The following is a 17,629-nucleotide window of genomic DNA, read 5'->3' as shown; positions in this document are numbered from 1 at the left end:
CATCGCTGAGTCGGCATGATGCCGCCAATCTGAAAGACGCATGAGTTTGAGCGTAGCTGAAAACATACCGGATGCGCCGACGATCGACGATGAGGCCGATGGTTCCGGTCATCGTTACCGGCTAGCAGGCAATTGGCGCAGCGCCAGCATCCACGGCGTGCTGCGACGAATAGACGACCTTTCCAAGCGCACGAGCGGCGGTGATGTTGTCATCGACCTGACCGGCCTGTCCGATGTCGACACTGCGGGCGTGCTGCTGATCCGCAGGCTGAAGCTCAGCCAGGAATCGCACGATGCGACCGTCACGATCGAAGGATCGAACGACCACATCGACGAACTGCTGAAATCTTTCGACGAGGATGCAAGCGAGATCGCGGCCCAGGAAAAGCCGAAAGTGCCGCTGCTCGACCGGATATTCTCGCCGATGGGTGAGAAAGTCGCCGAGCTCGGCAGCTTCTTCGTGGCCGCCATGTATATTCTCGGCTCGGCCGTGCGCGGGGCGCAGCTGAAGCTCGGGCGCGGCAGCGGTGTTTCTCCGGCATCCATCGTCAACCAGCTCGATCACATGGGCGTTCGCGCCGTGCCGATCATCCTGGTGATGTCCTATCTGATCGGCGCCATCATCGCCCAGCAGAGCGCCTTCCAGCTTCGCTATTTCGGCGCCGAAGTTTTCGTGGTCGATCTGGTCGGCATCCTGCAGCTGCGCGAAATCGGCGTGCTGCTGACCGCCATCATGATCGCCGGCCGTTCGGGCAGCGCGATCACGGCCGAAATCGGCTCGATGAAGATGCGCGAAGAAGTCGACGCGCTGAAGGTCATGGGCCTGAACCCGATCGGAGTCCTGATTTTTCCGCGGCTTGTGGCGCTGACCATCGCCCTGCCGCTGCTGACGGTCTTGGCCAACTTCGCATCGCTTCTGGGTGCCGCGACCGTCACCTACACCTATTCGGGCATCACTTTTGCGACCTTCATTGCCCGTCTGCACGAGGCAATCAGCGTATCGACCGTGATATCGGGTATGATCAAGGCGCCTTTCATGGCGCTGGTGATCGGTATCGTCGCCGCAGTCGAAGGCCTGAAAGTCGGCGGCAGCGCCGAGTCTCTGGGTCAGCACGTGACATCTTCCGTGGTGAAGTCGATCTTCGTCGTCATCATGATGGACGGTGTGTTTGCCATCTTCTACGCCGCAATCGATTTTTAAGGACCAGCATTTGGACGCGCCTCAGCCAGACCGGGATGACACACAGATGGAACGCGCCGCGGATGGCCGCGACGTCGTGCTGTCGGCGCGTGGCGTCACGGTGAACTTCGGCCCGAAAATCGTGCTCGACAAGCTCGATCTCGATATCTATCGCGGCGAAATCCTCGGCTTCGTCGGTCCCTCCGGTGCCGGCAAGTCGGTACTTATGCGCACCGTGCTGCGGCTTCTGCCGCGCAGCGCCGGGACGATAAAAATTCTCGGTACAGACTACGATTCGCTCGACGAATCGAACCGCAACAAGCTCGACATGCGTCTCGGCGTGCTTTTCCAGCAAGGTGCGCTGTTTTCCTCACTGACGGTGAAGGAAAACATCCAGGTGCCAATGCGCGAATATCTCGACCTGCCGGTTTCGATGATGGACGAACTTGCGCATATGAAGATCCGGCTCGCCGGTCTCGCCTCGGATGCCGCCGACAAATATCCATCGGAACTATCGGGCGGCATGATCAAGCGCGCGGCGCTGGCACGGGCGCTGGCGCTCGATCCGGATCTGGTGTTCCTCGACGAGCCGACCTCCGGCCTCGACCCTATCGGCGCTGCCCAATTCGACGAACTGATCGCCAAGCTGCGCGATACACTCGGCCTTACGGTCTACATGGTCACCCACGACCTCGACAGCCTGTTTTCCGTCTGCGACCGCATTGCCGTGCTCGGACAAAAGCGTGTGCTGATCGAGGGAACGGTTGACGACATGCTTGCCTGCGACGAACCTTGGGTGAAATCCTATTTCCGCGGCAAACGGGCTCGTACCGTCGTCCGCCACGAAGAGACTGCAGAACCCGGCAACCAGAGCCGCGAGAAGAACTGAGATCATGGAAACCAGAGCAAACTACACGATCGTCGGAATTTTCACCGTCCTGGTCATCGCCGCCGCATTCGGCTTCGTCTACTGGATGGCCGAATACGGCCGTGGCGGTACGATGACCGAGCTGATCGTGCGTATCCCGGGATCTGCCAACGGCCTGAGCGTCGGCTCGCCGGTGCGCTTCAACGGCATTCAGGTTGGCAGCGTCAAGACGCTTTCGATCGACGCCGACGATCCGCGCTATTCGCTGGCCTTCACCGAAGTGCGGGCAGATGCGCCGGTCTATGAGACGACCAAGGCCGTTCTCGAAATCCAGGGCCTGACGGGTGCTGCCTATATCGAACTCTCCGGTGGTCGCACCGGCGACGAGAACATCCTCAAGCGCTCGCTCGATACCGGCAAGCGGGCCGTTCTGCTCGCCGACCAATCGAGCGTTACCAATCTGCTGGCGACCGCCGACAAGATCATGGACCGCGCCAACGACACTATTGGCGATTTCCAGGGCTTCGTGAAGGATGCCCGTGGGCCGCTCACCGATACCGTCAAGAACGCCAATACCTTCTCCAAGGCGCTTGCGGACAATGCCGGCAATATCGATCAGTTTCTCGCCAGTGCCGGTGAACTCGCCAAGACCTTCAGCAGCGTCTCCGGCAAGGTCAATTCGACGCTCGATGCCGTCGAGAAGCTGGTTCGTGCGGTCGACGCCCAGAGCATCAACGACGTCGTGAAAAACGTCGACAAGCTGACAGCGAACGTCGCCGATGCATCCAGCAACCTGAAGGCAACGATCACCAGCATCAAGGAAACGTCGGATACCTACAACGAATTCGGCAAGAAGGCTCAGCTGACGCTCGACAAGGTCGACCAGCTGGTGGCCTCGATCGATCCTTCGAAGATCAAGGGCTCGGTAGACGATATCTCGCAGGCGACCAAGGATGCCCGCGTTGCCGTCGCCTCGATCCGCGATATCACCGCCAGCGTGTCGGCCAAGCAGGCCGAGATCAGCCAGACGATCCAGGATGTGTCGCAGATGGCCAACAAGCTGAACTCTGCTTCGACCCGCGTCGATGGAATTCTGATCAAAGTCGATGCGTTGCTGGGAACCGACAACACCCAGTCGCTCTTTACGGAAGCACGTGACACGCTGGAATCGTTCAAGAAGGTTGCCGACAGCATCAACTCGCGTATCGGACCGATCGCCGACAACCTGCAGCGCTTCTCGGCCGGTGGCCTGAACGACGTGCAAACGCTGGTCAACGATACAAGGCGGACGGTACAGAATCTGAACGACACGATCAGCAATTTCGACAAGAACCCGCAGCGCCTGCTGTTCGGTGGCGACACCGTCAAGCAGTATAACGGGCGGACACGGCATTGACCGGCGGCAAGGTTTCAAGGGGTAGGCGCAGCATGTTGGAATTTGGTTCGGTTCAGGGTTGGTTGACGGCACGCAGGTCCGTCGTGGCTTTGCCAGTGCTTGCAGCGCTGCTGACAGCCTGCGGCGGCGGTGCCAAGAACGATACGTTCGATCTGGCTGCCAATGTCAGCGGCAAGGGTCCGGCAGCCCATGGCAAGCAGATCCTGGTACCGGCACCGACGGCGCTCAGCGCTATCGACAGCAACCAGATCGTCGTCAGGGTCAGCGGCTCCGAGTTGCAGTATCTCGCCAAGGCGCAGTGGAGCGACAAGCTCAGCCGCATGGTGCAGTCGAAGCTGGTCGAAGCCTTCGAGAATTCCGGCAAGGTCGGCGGCGTCGGCGTTCCCGGCCAGGGTCTGGCAATCGACTATCAGGTCGTGACCGATATCCGGGCGTTCGAGATCGATACCACCAAGCAGGCGGCAGTCGTCGAGATCTCGGCCAAGATCCTCAACGACAAGACCGGCACCGTGCGCAAGCAAGACGTCTTCCGCGTCGCCGTGCCAACGACCGGCACGACCAACGACGCCTATGTGAAGTCGCTAGACAGGGCCTTCGCATCCGTCTCGGCACAGATCGTCGACTGGACGCTGAAAAGCATCTAGAGAGCCTCGCTCTCCATCAGCCCCTTCAGCGTCGCCAGATCCCTGGCGACGTGATTAGCATCGGCTTCGAACTGCGCATCCGTCATGCCTTCGACGCGCAGCAGGGTGAACATCATCTCGCATCCGTCGCCGTTTCGTACGACCCTCAACGCATTGTAGAATTGCCGGCCGGAAGGCTCGGTGACGGTATGGTCGATGACGCCGAAGTCGTTTGGCGGCGCAAAGGCGATCCGCACGGTACCAAGCGCTCCGGCTGCGATCCAGTCGGCACCGTCGGGCACGAAGGCGGTCGCCAGGCCGGATGCCCAGAGTGGCATGTTTTCCGGTTTCGAGGCGAAGTCGTAGACCTCCCGCCAGTCACGACGGATGGTGATGTGGACAATCTCTGCCGTCATTGTGGACATCTTTTCCTCCCGTCGTCCTGTTGTTCCTATACGGTTCCGCGATCCAGGCGAAGTGCCGCAATCTGCAGCCGCAAAACACCTTGCCCGATCCTACGGTAATCCTGCCTGGTTCTGTCAATCGATCCGTTTTGAACATGGCAAGGCTTGCCCATGGCCGATGGTGGTGCGACAAAGTCCGTCCAAGTTTCAACAAGGGAGAGTTGTCGTGGAAAAGGCAGAAATCGGTCTCATCGGCCTCGCGGTCATGGGGTCAAACCTCGCACTGAACATTGCCGAAAAAGGCAACCGCATCGCGGTGTTCAACCGTACAGCTTCGGTCACCGACGAGTTCTACGAGAGTGCGGGAGACCTCAAGAAGCAGATCATCCCGTGCCGGACGATCGAGGAGTTCGTCGAGGCCATCCGGCCGCCACGGCCGATCATCATCATGATCAAGGCCGGCGAGCCCGTCGACCAGCAGATGGCGGCGCTGCAGCCGCATCTGTCCAAGGGCGACATCATGATCGATGCCGGCAACGCCAATTTCCGCGACACCATGGCCCGCTTCGACCGCCTCAAGGACACCGAGCTGACCTTTATCGGCATGGGCGTTTCCGGCGGCGAGGAGGGGGCCCGGCACGGCCCGTCGATCATGGTCGGCGGCACCGAGGAGAGCTACAAGCGCGTCGAAAAGGTGCTGACCTCGATTTCGGCCAAATACAACGGCGAGGACTGCTGCGCCTGGCTCGGCACAGACGGTGCTGGCCATTTCGTCAAGACGGTCCATAACGGCATCGAATATGCCGACATGCAGATGATCGCCGAGATCTACGGGATCCTGCGCGACGGTCTCGGCAAGAGCGCGGACGAGATCAGCAAGATTTTCGGCGACTGGAACAAGGGTCGTCTGAACTCCTACCTCATCGAGATCACCGAGAAGGTGCTTGCCGCAAAAGATCCGACCACCGGGACTGCCATGCCCGACATCATCCTCGACAAGGCCGGCCAGAAGGGCACCGGCAAGTGGTCGGTGATCGAAGCGCAGAACATGGGCATCCCGGCAACCGCCATCGAGGCAGCCGTGGCTGCCCGCAGCCTGTCGTCGATGAAAGAGCAGCGCGAGGCTGCCGAAAAGATCTTCGGCGCACCGACAAACGAATTTCCGATGACATTTGGCGCCGACCTGCTGAACGATCTGGAAATGGCCTTGTTCGCGGCAAAGATCGGCGCCTATGCGCAGGGCTTCGCCGTCATGGCCGAGGCATCGCGCCAGTTCGACTGGTCGCTGCCGATGCCGGTCATCGCCAAGATCTGGCGCGCCGGCTGCATCATTCGCTCGCAGTTCCTCGATGAAATCACCAGCGCCTTCACCAAGGCGCCGGATGCCGCCAACCTGGTAGTGACGCCGGCCTTCTCCGACATGGTCAAGGAATCGCTGCCATCGCTGCGCCGCATCGTCTCCGCCGCCGTGACTGCCGGTCTGCCGGTTCCAGCACTCGCCTCGGCACTCGGTTATTTCGACGCCTATCGCCAGGCGCGGGGTACCGCCAACCTGATCCAGGCCCAGCGCGATTTCTTCGGCGCACACGGGTTCGACCGGGTCGATGGCAAGGATATCCACCACGGCCCCTGGGGCAGCGGCGCGCAAGGCTGATTTCAGCCACTCTGCCATGGAAAAAATGAGAGAGCCCGCCAAGCGTTTCGGCGGGCTCTTCTCGTTGGGTTCGGCTGAAGTCGCGACGTCGTCTACGAGGCGTCCGGCCAGACGGGGGCGCTGATGCTTTGCAGCTCGGCCGGCCCGGTGCCGTCGATGCTGCGGATGAGCGAGCGTGCCAGTTCGCGGCCGGCGTGACGCACGTCCTCGTAGATCGTGACGATCTCGGGCCTGATCCAGTTCAGGATATGGCTCGACTGCTTGGCGACCATATCGATATCGTGTCCGAGCCGCAGGCCGGCTGCCTCGATGCCCGCATTGACGGCAATGGCACCTCCGCCGGCTGTGGAGACGATACCGTCCGGCGCATTCGGGGAGCGCATCAGCTGCTCGACAGCGTTGCGGATGTCTTCCAGCGGCGCATCGATGGTGATCTTCAGCGGGACTTCCTCGGCACCATAGCGGAGCAAGCCGCTCTGGAAGCCGTTGCGCGTGTGGGTGTAATAGGACAGCCGCGCCGGCGGAGGCAGCAGGGCAATGCGGCGGCGGCCCTTGGCGGTGAGCGCCCTGACCGCTTCCTCGGCGAACGCCTCGTTGTCGAAATCATGGAACGGGTGGACGATGCCCATGTCTGTGCGGCCATGGGTGACGAAGGGCAGGTTGCGCTCGGCCAGCAACCGGACGCGCGGATCGTCCGGCTCCGTGCGCGAAATGATGACGCCGTCGGCCGACCCCGTATCGAGAATGTAGCGGACGGGAATCATCGGATCGCGGTCGTGGGAATAGGGTGTCACCACGAGGTGATACTGCGTTCCGGATAGGACCTCGGAGATGCCGAATACCATCTGGCTGGTGAAACCGAGAATTTCCTCGTCAATGCTGAGCACCAGGGCGATGACGTTGGTCTTGCCGGTGCGCAGGCGCACACCCGCGCGGTTCGGCTGATAGCCGAGCTGGCGGGCGACCATTTTGACCCGTTCCTTCGTTTCCGCACCAATATCCGAGGCGTCCTTCAACGCTCTCGAAACGGTCGTGATGCCGAGGCCCGTCATGAAGGCGATGGTTTTCAGGGTCGGCCGTTCGCGGATTGCGGCTGGGCGCCGGTCTCCTTCTGAATTTTCTTGATTGTCCATGCTGTCCAACGCCGTTCCTGATGGGACGCCTTAATATGATGGCGCTTGGACCGCAAGCGTCAACGGATGGGCCGGTGGCGATCTGAAGCCCTAAATCTGTAACGATACAGCTGCGTTGTCGAGCCCATATTTTGCCTTTCTTCAGGGGAGCTCTCCATCTCTCCTATCTCCGCTGCAATGCCGCAAATTTGTGCGACCGCGAAATAACCACCGAAATGAAGGGGTCGAATAGCTCAGAAAAATACATTAAATCAATGTATTGATAATAATTTTCGGCCTGGAGCCGATTTGCCTTTTTGCTGAGCGCAACACTCATTTTTGCTTGGTAGATGCTCACAATGGGAAGGATGGGCTTTTTTCTGAGAAAATTGCACCCAGGTAGTTGCGCCCTCAAAACGATTGCTCTACGTTTTTACTGTAACGTTTCAGTGAGGGAGGAGAACTCATGAATATGCGTTTTTTGACGGTCGCCATGCTGGCTTCCGTGGCGCTTTCGGCCGTTTCGGCGAAGGCCACAGATCTTGAAGTGACGCATTGGTGGACGTCCGGCGGGGAGGCTGCGGCGGTCAAGGAGTTTGCGAAAGCATTCGATGCGACAGGCAACCATTGGGTGGACGGTGCCATTGCCGGTTCCGGTGATACAGCCCGGCCAATCATGGTCTCGCGCATTACCGGCGGCAAGCCGATGGGGGCCACGCAGTTCAACCATGGTCGGCAGGCAGAAGAGCTCGTCCAGGCCGGCTTGATGCGCGATCTCAACGATGTCGCGATGAAGGAAAACTGGAAATCAGTCATCAACCCGCCATCGCTTCTCGACGGATGCACCGTCGATGGCAAGATCTATTGCGTACCGGTCAACATCCATGCCTGGCAGTGGCTGTGGCTGTCGAACGCAGCTTTCGAAAAGGCTGGCGTTGCTGTTCCGAAGAACTGGGATGAATTCGTCGCGGCCGGTCCGGCGCTGCAAAAGGCCGGCATTCTTCCGCTGGCGCTGGGTCAGCAGTCCTGGCAGGTCACCGGACTGTTCAACAACCTGCTTCTCGCACTCGGCGGCAAGGACCTCTATCTCAATGTCTATGAGAAGAAGGACGCAAAGGCAGCGGCCGGTCCGGAGATGGCCAAGATCTTCAAGGCTGCGGACGACGCCCGCAAGCTGGCCAAGGGTTCCAACGTGCAGGACTGGAACCAGGCAACCAACCTCGTGATCACCGGTAAGGCCGGGGCGCAGTCGATGGGCGACTGGGCGCAGGGCGAGTTCCAGGTCGCCAACCAGGTCGCCGGCAAGGACTATACATGCCTCGTCGATCTCGGTGCCGCCGATCCGTACATCAGCACGGGCGGGGATTCGATCTACTTCCCCAAGCTTGCCAACGTCGACCAGTCCAAGGCGCAGGAAGTGCTCGCCTCTGTGATGATGTCGCCTGCAGGCCAACTCGCCTTCAATCTCAAGAAGGGTTCCATGCCAGTTCGTGGCGACGTCGACCTGACGGCTGCCAATGACTGCATGAAGAAGGGGCTGGCTGTCCTGAAGAAGGGCAATGTCGTCAAAAGCACGGACGAACTGATTACTCCGGACACGACGACGCAGCTCAACAACCTGATGACGCAGTTCTTCAATGACGCCAGCATCAAGCCCGAAGATGCGCAAAAGAGCTATGCCGAAATCATCGGCAGCGCCGAATAAGCTCGCTTTGGTGCCGGCCCCCGCAGGGCCGGCCACTCTTTCCGAGACAGGACCGCGAGGCCCCCATGCCCCAGAATGCTCGCCCGAGGCAGCTTTTCAAAAATCTCAACGCCAAGGTCGCTTCCATCCCGATGATCCTGACGGCGCTCTGCGTCTTCACCGGCGGAACGATCTGGACCGTCGTTTATTCGTTCACCAACTCGAAGCTTTTGCCCCGGCTCAATTTCGTCGGGCTGGACCAGTACCGCCGGCTGTGGGGGACGCAGCGCTGGCTGATCTCCATCGAGAACCTGGCGATCTACGGAATATTGTCGCTGATCTTCAGCCTGCTGATCGGCTTCCTGCTGGCGGCCCTGATGGACCAGAAGATCCGGTTCGAAAACACGTTTCGAACGATCTTCCTCTACCCGTTCGCGATGTCCTTCATCGTCACGGGGCTTGTCTGGCAGTGGATCCTCAACCCGGAATTCGGCATCCAGCACATCGTGCGCAGCCTGGGTTTTTCGACCTTCACCTTCGATCCGCTCTATGACCAGAGAATTGTCATCTACGGTGTGCTGATCGCCGGTCTCTGGCAAGGCACCGGGCTCGTCATGTGCCTGATGCTCGCCGGCCTGCGCGGTATCGACGAGGATATCTGGAAGGCTGCCCGGGTGGACGGCATCCCGATGTGGAAAACCTACCTGCTGATCATCATCCCGATGATGCGTCCGGTCTTCATCACCACGCTGGTGATCATCACCAGCGGCATCGTCAAACTTTACGACCTGGTTGTCGCGCAGACGGGTGGCGGGCCCGGGATCGCTTCGGAAGTTCCCGCCAAATACGTCTACGACCTCATGTTCCTGGCGCAAAATCTCGGTCAGGGTTTCGCGGCCTCGACGATGATGTTGATCTCGGTGGTGATCGTCGTCGTCCCATGGGCCTACCTCGAATTTGGCGGAGGCCGGAAGAATGCCTGACGTGCTCGCAGTCAATCAACTAGCCCCCGGCATGGCGGCACCGCGTACGCTTTCCGGCCCGAGCGGTGCCAAGCCCCGGCGGATCGTTTCGCCCCGCAACATCATGCTCTACGGCACGCTCTTCGTCGTTGCGGCCTACTATCTCCTGCCGCTCTACGTGATGATCGTCACGTCGCTTAAGGGTATGCCCGAGATCCGGATGGGCAACATCTTCTCTCCGCCGATGGAGATTACGTTCGAGCCCTGGGTGAAGGCCTGGTCCTCCGCCTGCACCGGTCTGAATTGCGACGGACTGAGCCGCGGGTTCTGGAACTCTGTCAGGATCACCCTGCCGTCGGTGCTGATTTCGATCGCAATCGCCTCGGTCAACGGCTACGCGCTCGCCAACTGGCGCTTCAAGGGAGCGCAGCTGTTCTTCACGATCCTGATCTTCGGCGCCTTCGTGCCTTATCAGGTCATGCTCTACCCGATCGTCATCATGCTTCGCTCGATCGGGCTTTACGGCTCGCTGACGGGACTGGTGCTGGTGCATTCTGTCTTCGGCATGCCGATCCTGACGCTGCTGTTCCGCAACTACTTCACATCCTTGCCGCAGGAACTGTTCAAGGCGGCCCGCGTCGATGGCGCAGGCTTCTGGGGCATCTACTTCAAGATCATGGTGCCGATGTCGCTGCCGATCTTCGTCGTCGCGATGATCCTGCAGGTCACCGGTATCTGGAACGACTTCCTGTTCGGGGTCGTCTACACGACGCCCGATCTCTATCCGATGACGGTGCAGTTGAACAATATCGTCAATTCCGTTCAGGGCGTGAAGGAATACAACGTCAATATGGCCGCGACGATCCTCACCGGCCTCGTTCCGCTGATCGTCTATTTCGTCTCGGGACGGCTTTTCGTCCGGGGCATTGCCGCCGGCGCAGTAAAGGGTTGATCATGACATCCAGTGTTTCCATTCGCGATCTGTCGCTCAATTTCGGCGCGGTCAATGTCCTGCAGAACCTCAACCTCGAAATCGCGGACGGCGAGTTCCTGGTGCTTCTCGGCTCGTCCGGCTGCGGCAAGTCGACGCTTTTGAATTGCATTGCCGGGTTGCTGGACATCTCCGACGGCCAGATCTTCATCAAGGACAAGAACGTCACCTGGGAAGAGCCAAAGGACCGCGGCATCGGCATGGTGTTCCAGTCCTACGCTCTCTATCCGCAGATGACGGTCGAAAAGAACCTGTCCTTCGGCCTCCGCGTGGCGCGTCTGCCGAAGGCGGAGATCGAAAAGCGCATCGCAAGGGCTGCCGAGATCCTGCAGATCCAGCCGCTGCTGAAGCGCAAGCCGGCCGAACTCTCGGGCGGCCAGCGGCAGCGCGTTGCCATCGGCCGGGCGCTGGTGCGCGACGTCGATGTCTTCCTGTTCGACGAACCGCTGTCCAATCTCGATGCAAAGCTGCGCTCCGAACTGCGCGTCGAAATCAAGCGCCTGCACCATGCGCTGAAGAACACCATGATCTACGTCACCCACGACCAGATCGAGGCTCTGACGCTTGCCGACCGCATCGCCATCATGAAGAACGGCGTCATCCAGCAACTCGACGATCCCACCACGATCTACAATGCGCCGCGCAACCTGTTCGTCGCCGGCTTCATCGGCTCGCCGTCGATGAACTTCCTGCGTGGCGAGCTGGTCGAGCGGGACGGCAAGGTGGCCTTCACGACCAACGGCGTGGACTTCACGCTCGACGGCTATGCGGCTTCCGAGCCGCTTGTGGCGGGTCGCAAGGTCGTGCTCGGGCTGCGTCCGGAGCATATCGGGGTCAACGAGGCCGCCGGTCCCGGTGCTGAAGTCCACGATGCGGTCGTCGATATCGAAGAGCCGATGGGGGCCGATAATCTTTTGTGGATCAAGCATGCCGGCCACATCATGTCGGTGCGCATCAACGGCGCGCGACGCTTCAAGCCGGGTGCGGCGATCAAGCTGATTTTCGATATGTCCGTGGCCTCGGTCTTCGATGCTGCGACAGAATTGCGGATCTAGGGGCGAGGGGTTGCGGGTCTCCGTCGGCGCTTCAGCGCCGCTGAGGCATGCCCAGCTGGCCGAGGACTGAGCGAAGAAAGAGCGAGAGGCGCTTTCGGCGTTGAATTTAGGAAATGACGGCATGACGGATACAGAAACTACGATCGATCTCGCCGGCGCATGGCAGCTGACATCGCCGGGCAGTGACCACCAGGCTGAAATCCAGATCCCCGGCGACGTTCATTCGGCACTGCAGGCGGCCGGCATCATTGTCGATCCCTATGTCGGGCGCAACGAGGAGATCGTCCAATGGGTGGCGCATCGTGACTGGGTTCTGCAACGGCGCTTTGTTCTCGGCAAGGTCGACGGCGACTGGTATCTCGATATCGACTCTCTCGATACGGTGGCGACCGTTACGATCAACGATACCGTCGTGCTCGAGGCGGACAATTGCTTTCGCCGCTATCGTCCCGATGTTTCCAAGGCTCTGCGACCCGGTGAAAACACGCTCAGCATCGTGCTGCATTCCAGCATTGCAGTCGGCGCCGCCTTGCAGGAGAAGCAGCCCTTCTACATCCCCTACCATCCCGGCAATTCGCCCATCGCCAACGGCAACATGCTGCGCAAGCCGCAGAGCCATTTCGGCTGGGACTGGAATATCGCTATCGCGCCGCTCGGACTTTACGGCACGGTAGCGCTGCGCCGGCTGGAGACGGCGCGGATCGAGAGCGTGACGACGCGCCAGATGCACAACGACGACGGCACCGTCGATCTCCTGGTGACGGCGGCCTTGTTTGCCGGCCGGCAGGGGGTGGCACAGCTCTATTTCGAATTGGACGGCGAGCGGGTGCGGCTTGATTGCGGCGTGGTGGCCGGCGAGACCGCCATTACCCACGTCTTCCATATCGACGAACCGAGGCTCTGGTGGCCTGCCGGCAGCGGCGAGCAGGCGCTCTACAGGCTGTCGGTCGAAACCGGAAACGAGGTGGTGACACGGCAGATCGGTCTTCGCACCATCGAACTGATCACCGACAAGGATGCGGCCGGCAGCCGGTTTGCCTTCAAGGTCAACGGTCGCGAGATCTTCTGCCGCGGTGCCAACTGGATCCCCGCCGATGCGCTGTTCTCGCGCTCGAGCCGGGAAAAGACCGAGGACCTGCTGCAGTCTGCAGCCGATGTGCACATGAACATGATCCGGGTGTGGGGCGGCGGCTTCTACGAGGCCGGCTGGTTCTACGACATCTGCGACCGGCTTGGCCTGATGATCTGGCAGGACTTCATGTTCGCCTGCAATCTCTATCCCTCGACCGGGGACTTTCTCGACAATGTCGCGGCCGAGGTGACGTATCAGGTAAAGCGTCTGGCCAGCCATCCCTCGATCGCGCTCTGGTGCGGCGACAACGAACTGGTGGGCGCTCTCACCTGGTTCGAGGAATCGCGCAAGGATCGCGACCGCTACCTGGTCTCATACGACCGGCTCAACCGGACCATCGAGCTTGCCATGAAGCAGGCGGCGCCGGAGGCGATCTGGTGGCCGTCGAGCCCGGCCTCGGGCTATCTCGATTTCGGCGATGCCTGGCATGCCGATGGCTCCGGCGACATGCACTACTGGTCGGTCTGGCACGAGAACAAGAGCTTTGACAATTACCGCTCCGTGCGCCCGCGCTTCTGCTCGGAATTCGGCTTTCAGTCCTACACCTCGCTGCCGGTCATCCGGACCTATGCCGAGCCGAAGGACATGAACGTCGCATCGCCGGTGATGGAGCTTCACCAGAAGAACGCCGGCGGCAACGAGCGGATCGCGGCAACGATGTTCCGCTATTTCCGCTTCCCCAAGGATTTCGCCAATTTCGTCTATCTCAGCCAGATCCAGCAGGCGCTGGCGATCCAGACGGCGGTCGATTACTGGCGCTCGCTGAAGCCCCATTGCATGGGGACGATTTACTGGCAGCTGAACGACACCTGGCCGGTCGCGTCGTGGTCCAGCCTCGATTATGGCGGGCGCTGGAAGGCGATGCACTACATGGTGCGACGCTTCTTCCAGCCTGTCGCCGTCGCCGCGATCCCGAGCGAGGACAAGGCGACGATCCGGATGTCCGTCGTCAACGACACGCTTGACGAGGTCAGCATCGACCTGGCGCTGCACATCATCACCATGTCCGGCGAGGTCAGGCCGATGACGTCGGTGCAGGCGACCTGCGGTCCTGATGCTGCCGTCACTGCCTTCGAGGTCGATGCTGCGGCGATTGCTCCCGGCTGCCTTCTCGGATGGACATTCACAGCTTCGAACGGCATGGGCGGGCAGGGACACTATGTCCACGGTACCTACAAGGCGCTGGAACTCGAGCCATCGGGCCTCAGCGTCCGGCGCATCGAGCGCGCGGAGGACGGGGCGGTCGAAATGACGCTCACCGCCAGCGGACTTGCACTTTTCGTCATGATCGAGAGCGAGACAGACGGGCGCTATTCCGACAACGCATTCGATCTTACAGCAGGCGAGACGCGGCTGGTCAGGTTCATGCCGTCGCTGCCGATGGCGCCCGACGCCCTGCCGGATTTCCGTTTCTACGACCTGCAGTCCTGCCAATCGCTGGACTGACCCCAATCACGTTGCTGCCATCGGCGGCACCCCGACCGGCACAAGCCGGCCAAGACGACAGGCCGAACGGCCATGGAGGAGAAAGCAATGACGACACTTGGTTTTCAGCTTTACAGCGCCCGCGAGTTCCCGCCGTTTTCCGACGTGTTCGCCAAGGTTGCCAAGGCCGGCTACAAGGAGGTCGAGGGCTATGGCGCGATGTATGCGAGCCTCGACGATGCCGGACTGAAGGCGATGCGTGCCGATCTCGACAGTAACGGCCTCACCATGCCGACCGGACACTTCGGCCTCGACCTGCTGGAGAGCAACCCCGAGCGTGCCCTCGAGATCGCCGGCGTGCTCGGCATCGAGTCGATCTACGCACCGCACATCATGCCTGACCAGCGGCCCTCGGACGCAAAGGGCTGGCATGCATTTGGCGCCCGGCTGGAGGCGGCGGGCCGCCGGTTCAAGAATGCCGGCCTCGATTTCGGCTGGCACAACCATGATTTCGAGTTTGTCAAGCTTGCCGATGGCTCGACGCCGATGGAACACATCATGGCCGGTGGCCCCGGTCTTTCGTGGGAGGCCGATATCGCCTGGGTAGTGCGCGGCGGCGCCGATCCGTTCGCCTGGATCGAGACCCTGGGTGCGCGCATCACCGCCGTCCACGTCAAGGACATCGCGCCAGCCGGCGAAAACACGGATGAGGGCGGCTGGGCCGACGTTGGCCACGGCACGCTCGACTGGGCCAAGCTGATGCAGGCGTTGAAGTCGACGGGCGCCCGCCATTATGTGGTGGAGCATGACAATCCCAACGATCTGGACCGCGTCGTGACGCGCTCTATCGCATCGTTCAAGACCTACTGATCGGAGGGCTCATCATGGCCAAGGAACTCGGTGTCGGCATCATTGGATGCGGCAATATCTCAACGACCTATTTCACGCTGTCACCGCTCTTCAAGGGATTGAAGGTGCTCGCCTGCGCCGACATCAACATGGGTGCGGCGGAGCTTCGGGCGGAGGAATTTGGCGTCAGGGCACAAACGATCGACGAGCTGCTCGCAAACGACGAGCTCGACGTGATCGTCAACCTGACCATCCCGGACGCCCATTTCGCGGTCTCCAAGCGTATCCTCGAAGCCGGCAAGCACGTCTACTCGGAAAAGCCGCTGGTGCTGACGCTGGAAGAGGGCGAGACGCTGCGGCGTCTTGCGACGGAAAAGGGGCTCGCCGTCGGCTGCGCTCCCGACACCTTTCTCGGCGGCGCCCACCAGTTGGCGCGCAAGTTCATCGACGACGGCGGCATCGGCCGGATCACGTCGGGCACCTGCCATGTCATGAGCGCTGGCATGGAGATGTGGCATCCAAACCCTGACTTCTTCTTCCTGCCAGGCGCCGGCCCGATCCTCGATCTCGGCCCCTATTATGTCGCCGATCTCATCAACCTGATCGGGCCCGTCAAGCGCGTCGGAGCGATGACCTCGATGGCGTCGGAGACCCGCACGATCACCAGCCAGCCACGTCATGGCGAAATCATTCCGGTAAAGACGCCGACGACCATCCAGGCGTTGCTGGAATTCGTCAGCGGCGCGACCATCACGCTGACGGCCAGCTGGGACGTCTGGTCGCATCGGCACGGCAGCATCGAGCTCTACGGCACCGAGGGCTCGCTCTACGTGCCCGATCCGAATTTCTTCGGTGGAACGGTCGAAGCCAGCGGTCGCAACAAGGATATCAAGACGCTGGATGCATGGGACCATCCCTTCGGCATCGCCAACCAGGAAAGTCCGCAGGGTCCGCGCGCCAATTATCGCACCGCCGGGCTCGCCGACATGGCGGCCTCGCTCATCGACGGGCGCGATGCCCGGTGCTCGCTCGACCGTACGCTGCACGGCGTCGATGTCATGACGTCGATCCTGACTTCCGGCGCCGATAACCGGTTTATCGAATTGACGACCACCTGCAGCCAGCCGGCAGCACTCGGCATCGAAGAGGCACAGGCGCTCTTGAAGTAAAGCTGGCGGAAGCTATTGTGCGCGCGGGCTGAACAGCCCGCGTTCGAGCATGGGAGAGATATCGATGAGCTGGCAACCGGCGGAAGACCGCTATTCGAAGATGAAGTACAACCGCACCGGCCGTTCCGGCCTGAAGCTGCCGGCCGTTTCGCTCGGCCTGTGGCACAATTTCGGTGGCGACACGTCCCATGACCGCAAGGTCGACATGTGCCGCACCGCCTTCGATCTCGGCATCACCCATTTCGATCTTGCCAACAATTACGGCCCGCCTCCGGGCTCGGCCGAAACGGCGTTCGGCGAAATCCTGCGCACGGATTTTGCCGGCCTGCGGGACGAACTGATCATCTCCTCCAAGGCCGGCTACAACATGTGGCCGGGTCCCTACGGCGAGTGGGGAAGCCGCAAGTACCTCGTCGCCTCCTGCGACCAGAGCCTGAAGCGCATGGGCCTCGACTATGTCGACATCTTCTATTCGCACCGCTTCGACCCGGACACACCGCTCGAGGAAACCTGCGGCGCGCTCGACTACATCGTCCGCTCCGGGCGGGCACAGTATGTCGGCATCTCGTCCTATAATTCCCAGCGGACCCGCGAGGCGGCCGCGATCCTGAAATCGCTGGGTACGCCATGCCTCATCCACCAGCCGAGCTACTCCATGCTCAACCGCTGGGTCGAGGACGACAAGCTGCTCGACACGCTGGACGACGTCGGCATGGGATCCATCGTCTTTTCGCCGCTGGCGCAGGGGATGCTGACGACCAAGTATCTGAACGGTATTCCGGAAGACAGCCGTGCCGCGCAGGACCATTTCCTGAAGCGGGAATTCATTCGCCCGTCGATCCTCGACAATATCCGCAAGCTGAACGCTATTGCCGAAAAGCGCGGCCAGACGCTGGCGCAGATGGCGATAGCCTGGGTTCTGCGCGGCGGCAGGGTGACCTCGGCGCTGATCGGCGCCAGCCGTTCGTCGCAGATCGTCGATTGCGTCAAGGCGCTCGACAACGCCGATTTCACCGCCGAGGAGCTGAGTGAAATCGACGTTTATGCCAAGGAGGCCGATATCAACCTCTGGGCCAAGTCGGCCGAGCTTGAATAGTCGCCGCTCGGTGACTGTGTGCCGATAGT

15 protein-coding genes are annotated in these 17,629 nt (G+C 61.0%); 13 read left to right on the top strand and 2 right to left on the bottom strand.

What is annotated here, in order from left to right:
- Positions 1–40 precede the first annotated feature (40 nt).
- From EQW76_RS02860 to EQW76_RS02845, 4 genes are read left to right on the top strand one after another with little or no spacing between them, the layout of a single operon-like run.
- On the top strand, positions 41–1,201 hold the full coding sequence (locus EQW76_RS02860; RefSeq protein ID WP_111221833.1) for an ABC transporter permease: 1,161 nt from the start codon (positions 41–43) through the stop codon (positions 1,199–1,201).
- Positions 1,202–1,247: 46 nt separating this feature from the next.
- The gene (locus EQW76_RS02855) at positions 1,248–2,069 is read left to right on the top strand and encodes an ATP-binding cassette domain-containing protein (RefSeq protein WP_142822913.1); all 822 of its coding nucleotides are present in this window, start codon (positions 1,248–1,250) and stop codon (positions 2,067–2,069) included.
- Positions 2,070–2,073: 4 nt separating this feature from the next.
- The gene (locus EQW76_RS02850) at positions 2,074–3,444 is read left to right on the top strand and encodes an MlaD family protein (protein WP_142822911.1); all 1,371 of its coding nucleotides are present in this window, start codon (positions 2,074–2,076) and stop codon (positions 3,442–3,444) included.
- Positions 3,445–3,476: 32 nt separating this feature from the next.
- Positions 3,477–4,088: an ABC-type transport auxiliary lipoprotein family protein gene (locus EQW76_RS02845; protein ID WP_142822909.1), complete on the top strand. Its 612-nt coding sequence runs from the start codon at positions 3,477–3,479 to the stop codon at positions 4,086–4,088.
- Here EQW76_RS02845 and EQW76_RS02840 read toward each other — a convergent pair.
- Entirely contained in the window at positions 4,085–4,492 is a 408-nt protein-coding gene (locus EQW76_RS02840) for an SRPBCC family protein (protein WP_142822908.1), read from the bottom strand. The two genes, EQW76_RS02845 and EQW76_RS02840, sit on opposite strands and share 4 nt — an antisense overlap.
- Before the next feature lie 205 nt (positions 4,493–4,697).
- Here EQW76_RS02840 and gndA point away from each other — a divergent pair, with 205 nt between their 5' ends.
- Positions 4,698–6,125 (top strand): NADP-dependent phosphogluconate dehydrogenase, encoded by a 1,428-nt coding sequence (gndA, locus tag EQW76_RS02835; RefSeq protein ID WP_142822906.1) that lies wholly within the window; start codon positions 4,698–4,700, stop codon positions 6,123–6,125.
- Positions 6,126–6,217: 92 nt separating this feature from the next.
- On the opposite strand, the gene EQW76_RS02830 is transcribed toward gndA, so the two are convergent.
- The gene (locus EQW76_RS02830) at positions 6,218–7,258 is read right to left on the bottom strand and encodes a LacI family transcriptional regulator (RefSeq protein WP_142822905.1); all 1,041 of its coding nucleotides are present in this window, start codon (positions 7,256–7,258) and stop codon (positions 6,218–6,220) included.
- Between the two features lie 445 nt (positions 7,259–7,703).
- Here EQW76_RS02830 and EQW76_RS02825 point away from each other — a divergent pair, with 445 nt between their 5' ends.
- The 8 genes from EQW76_RS02825 to mgrA all read left to right on the top strand — a co-directional run bounded on the left by EQW76_RS02825 (position 7,704) and on the right by mgrA (position 17,600).
- Entirely contained in the window at positions 7,704–8,942 is a 1,239-nt protein-coding gene (locus EQW76_RS02825) for an ABC transporter substrate-binding protein (RefSeq protein WP_142822903.1), read from the top strand.
- Positions 8,943–9,007: 65 nt separating this feature from the next.
- Positions 9,008–9,904 carry a sugar ABC transporter permease gene (locus EQW76_RS02820; protein ID WP_142822901.1) on the top strand — a complete coding sequence of 299 codons (897 nt, stop codon included), beginning with the start codon at positions 9,008–9,010 and terminating at the stop codon, positions 9,902–9,904.
- Positions 9,897–10,835, top strand: a complete 939-nt coding sequence (locus EQW76_RS02815; RefSeq protein ID WP_142822899.1) for a carbohydrate ABC transporter permease — start codon at positions 9,897–9,899, stop codon at positions 10,833–10,835. Before EQW76_RS02820 ends, EQW76_RS02815 begins: the two co-directional genes overlap by 8 nt.
- Before the next feature lie 2 nt (positions 10,836–10,837).
- A complete protein-coding gene (locus EQW76_RS02810) occupies positions 10,838–11,929 on the top strand; it encodes an ABC transporter ATP-binding protein (RefSeq protein WP_142822897.1) in 1,092 nt (363 codons plus the stop codon).
- A gap of 121 nt (positions 11,930–12,050) precedes the next feature.
- Positions 12,051–14,507 carry a glycoside hydrolase family 2 protein gene (locus EQW76_RS02805; RefSeq protein WP_142822895.1) on the top strand — a complete coding sequence of 819 codons (2,457 nt, stop codon included), beginning with the start codon at positions 12,051–12,053 and terminating at the stop codon, positions 14,505–14,507.
- An 87-nt stretch (positions 14,508–14,594) separates the two neighbouring features.
- A complete protein-coding gene (locus tag EQW76_RS02800) occupies positions 14,595–15,356 on the top strand; it encodes a sugar phosphate isomerase/epimerase (protein WP_142822893.1) in 762 nt (253 codons plus the stop codon).
- A 14-nt stretch (positions 15,357–15,370) separates the two neighbouring features.
- A complete protein-coding gene (locus EQW76_RS02795; RefSeq protein ID WP_142822891.1) occupies positions 15,371–16,504 on the top strand; it encodes a Gfo/Idh/MocA family oxidoreductase in 1,134 nt (377 codons plus the stop codon).
- 64 nt (positions 16,505–16,568) lie between these two features.
- Positions 16,569–17,600 (top strand): L-glyceraldehyde 3-phosphate reductase, encoded by a 1,032-nt coding sequence (mgrA, locus tag EQW76_RS02790; RefSeq protein WP_142822889.1) that lies wholly within the window; start codon positions 16,569–16,571, stop codon positions 17,598–17,600.
- Positions 17,601–17,629: the final 29 nt, after the last annotated feature.

Source organism: Rhizobium sp. rho-13.1, assembly GCF_007000305.1.
GTDB lineage: Bacteria > Pseudomonadota > Alphaproteobacteria > Rhizobiales > Rhizobiaceae > Rhizobium > Rhizobium rhododendri.
This window is presented reverse-complemented; position numbering and strand designations above follow the sequence as displayed.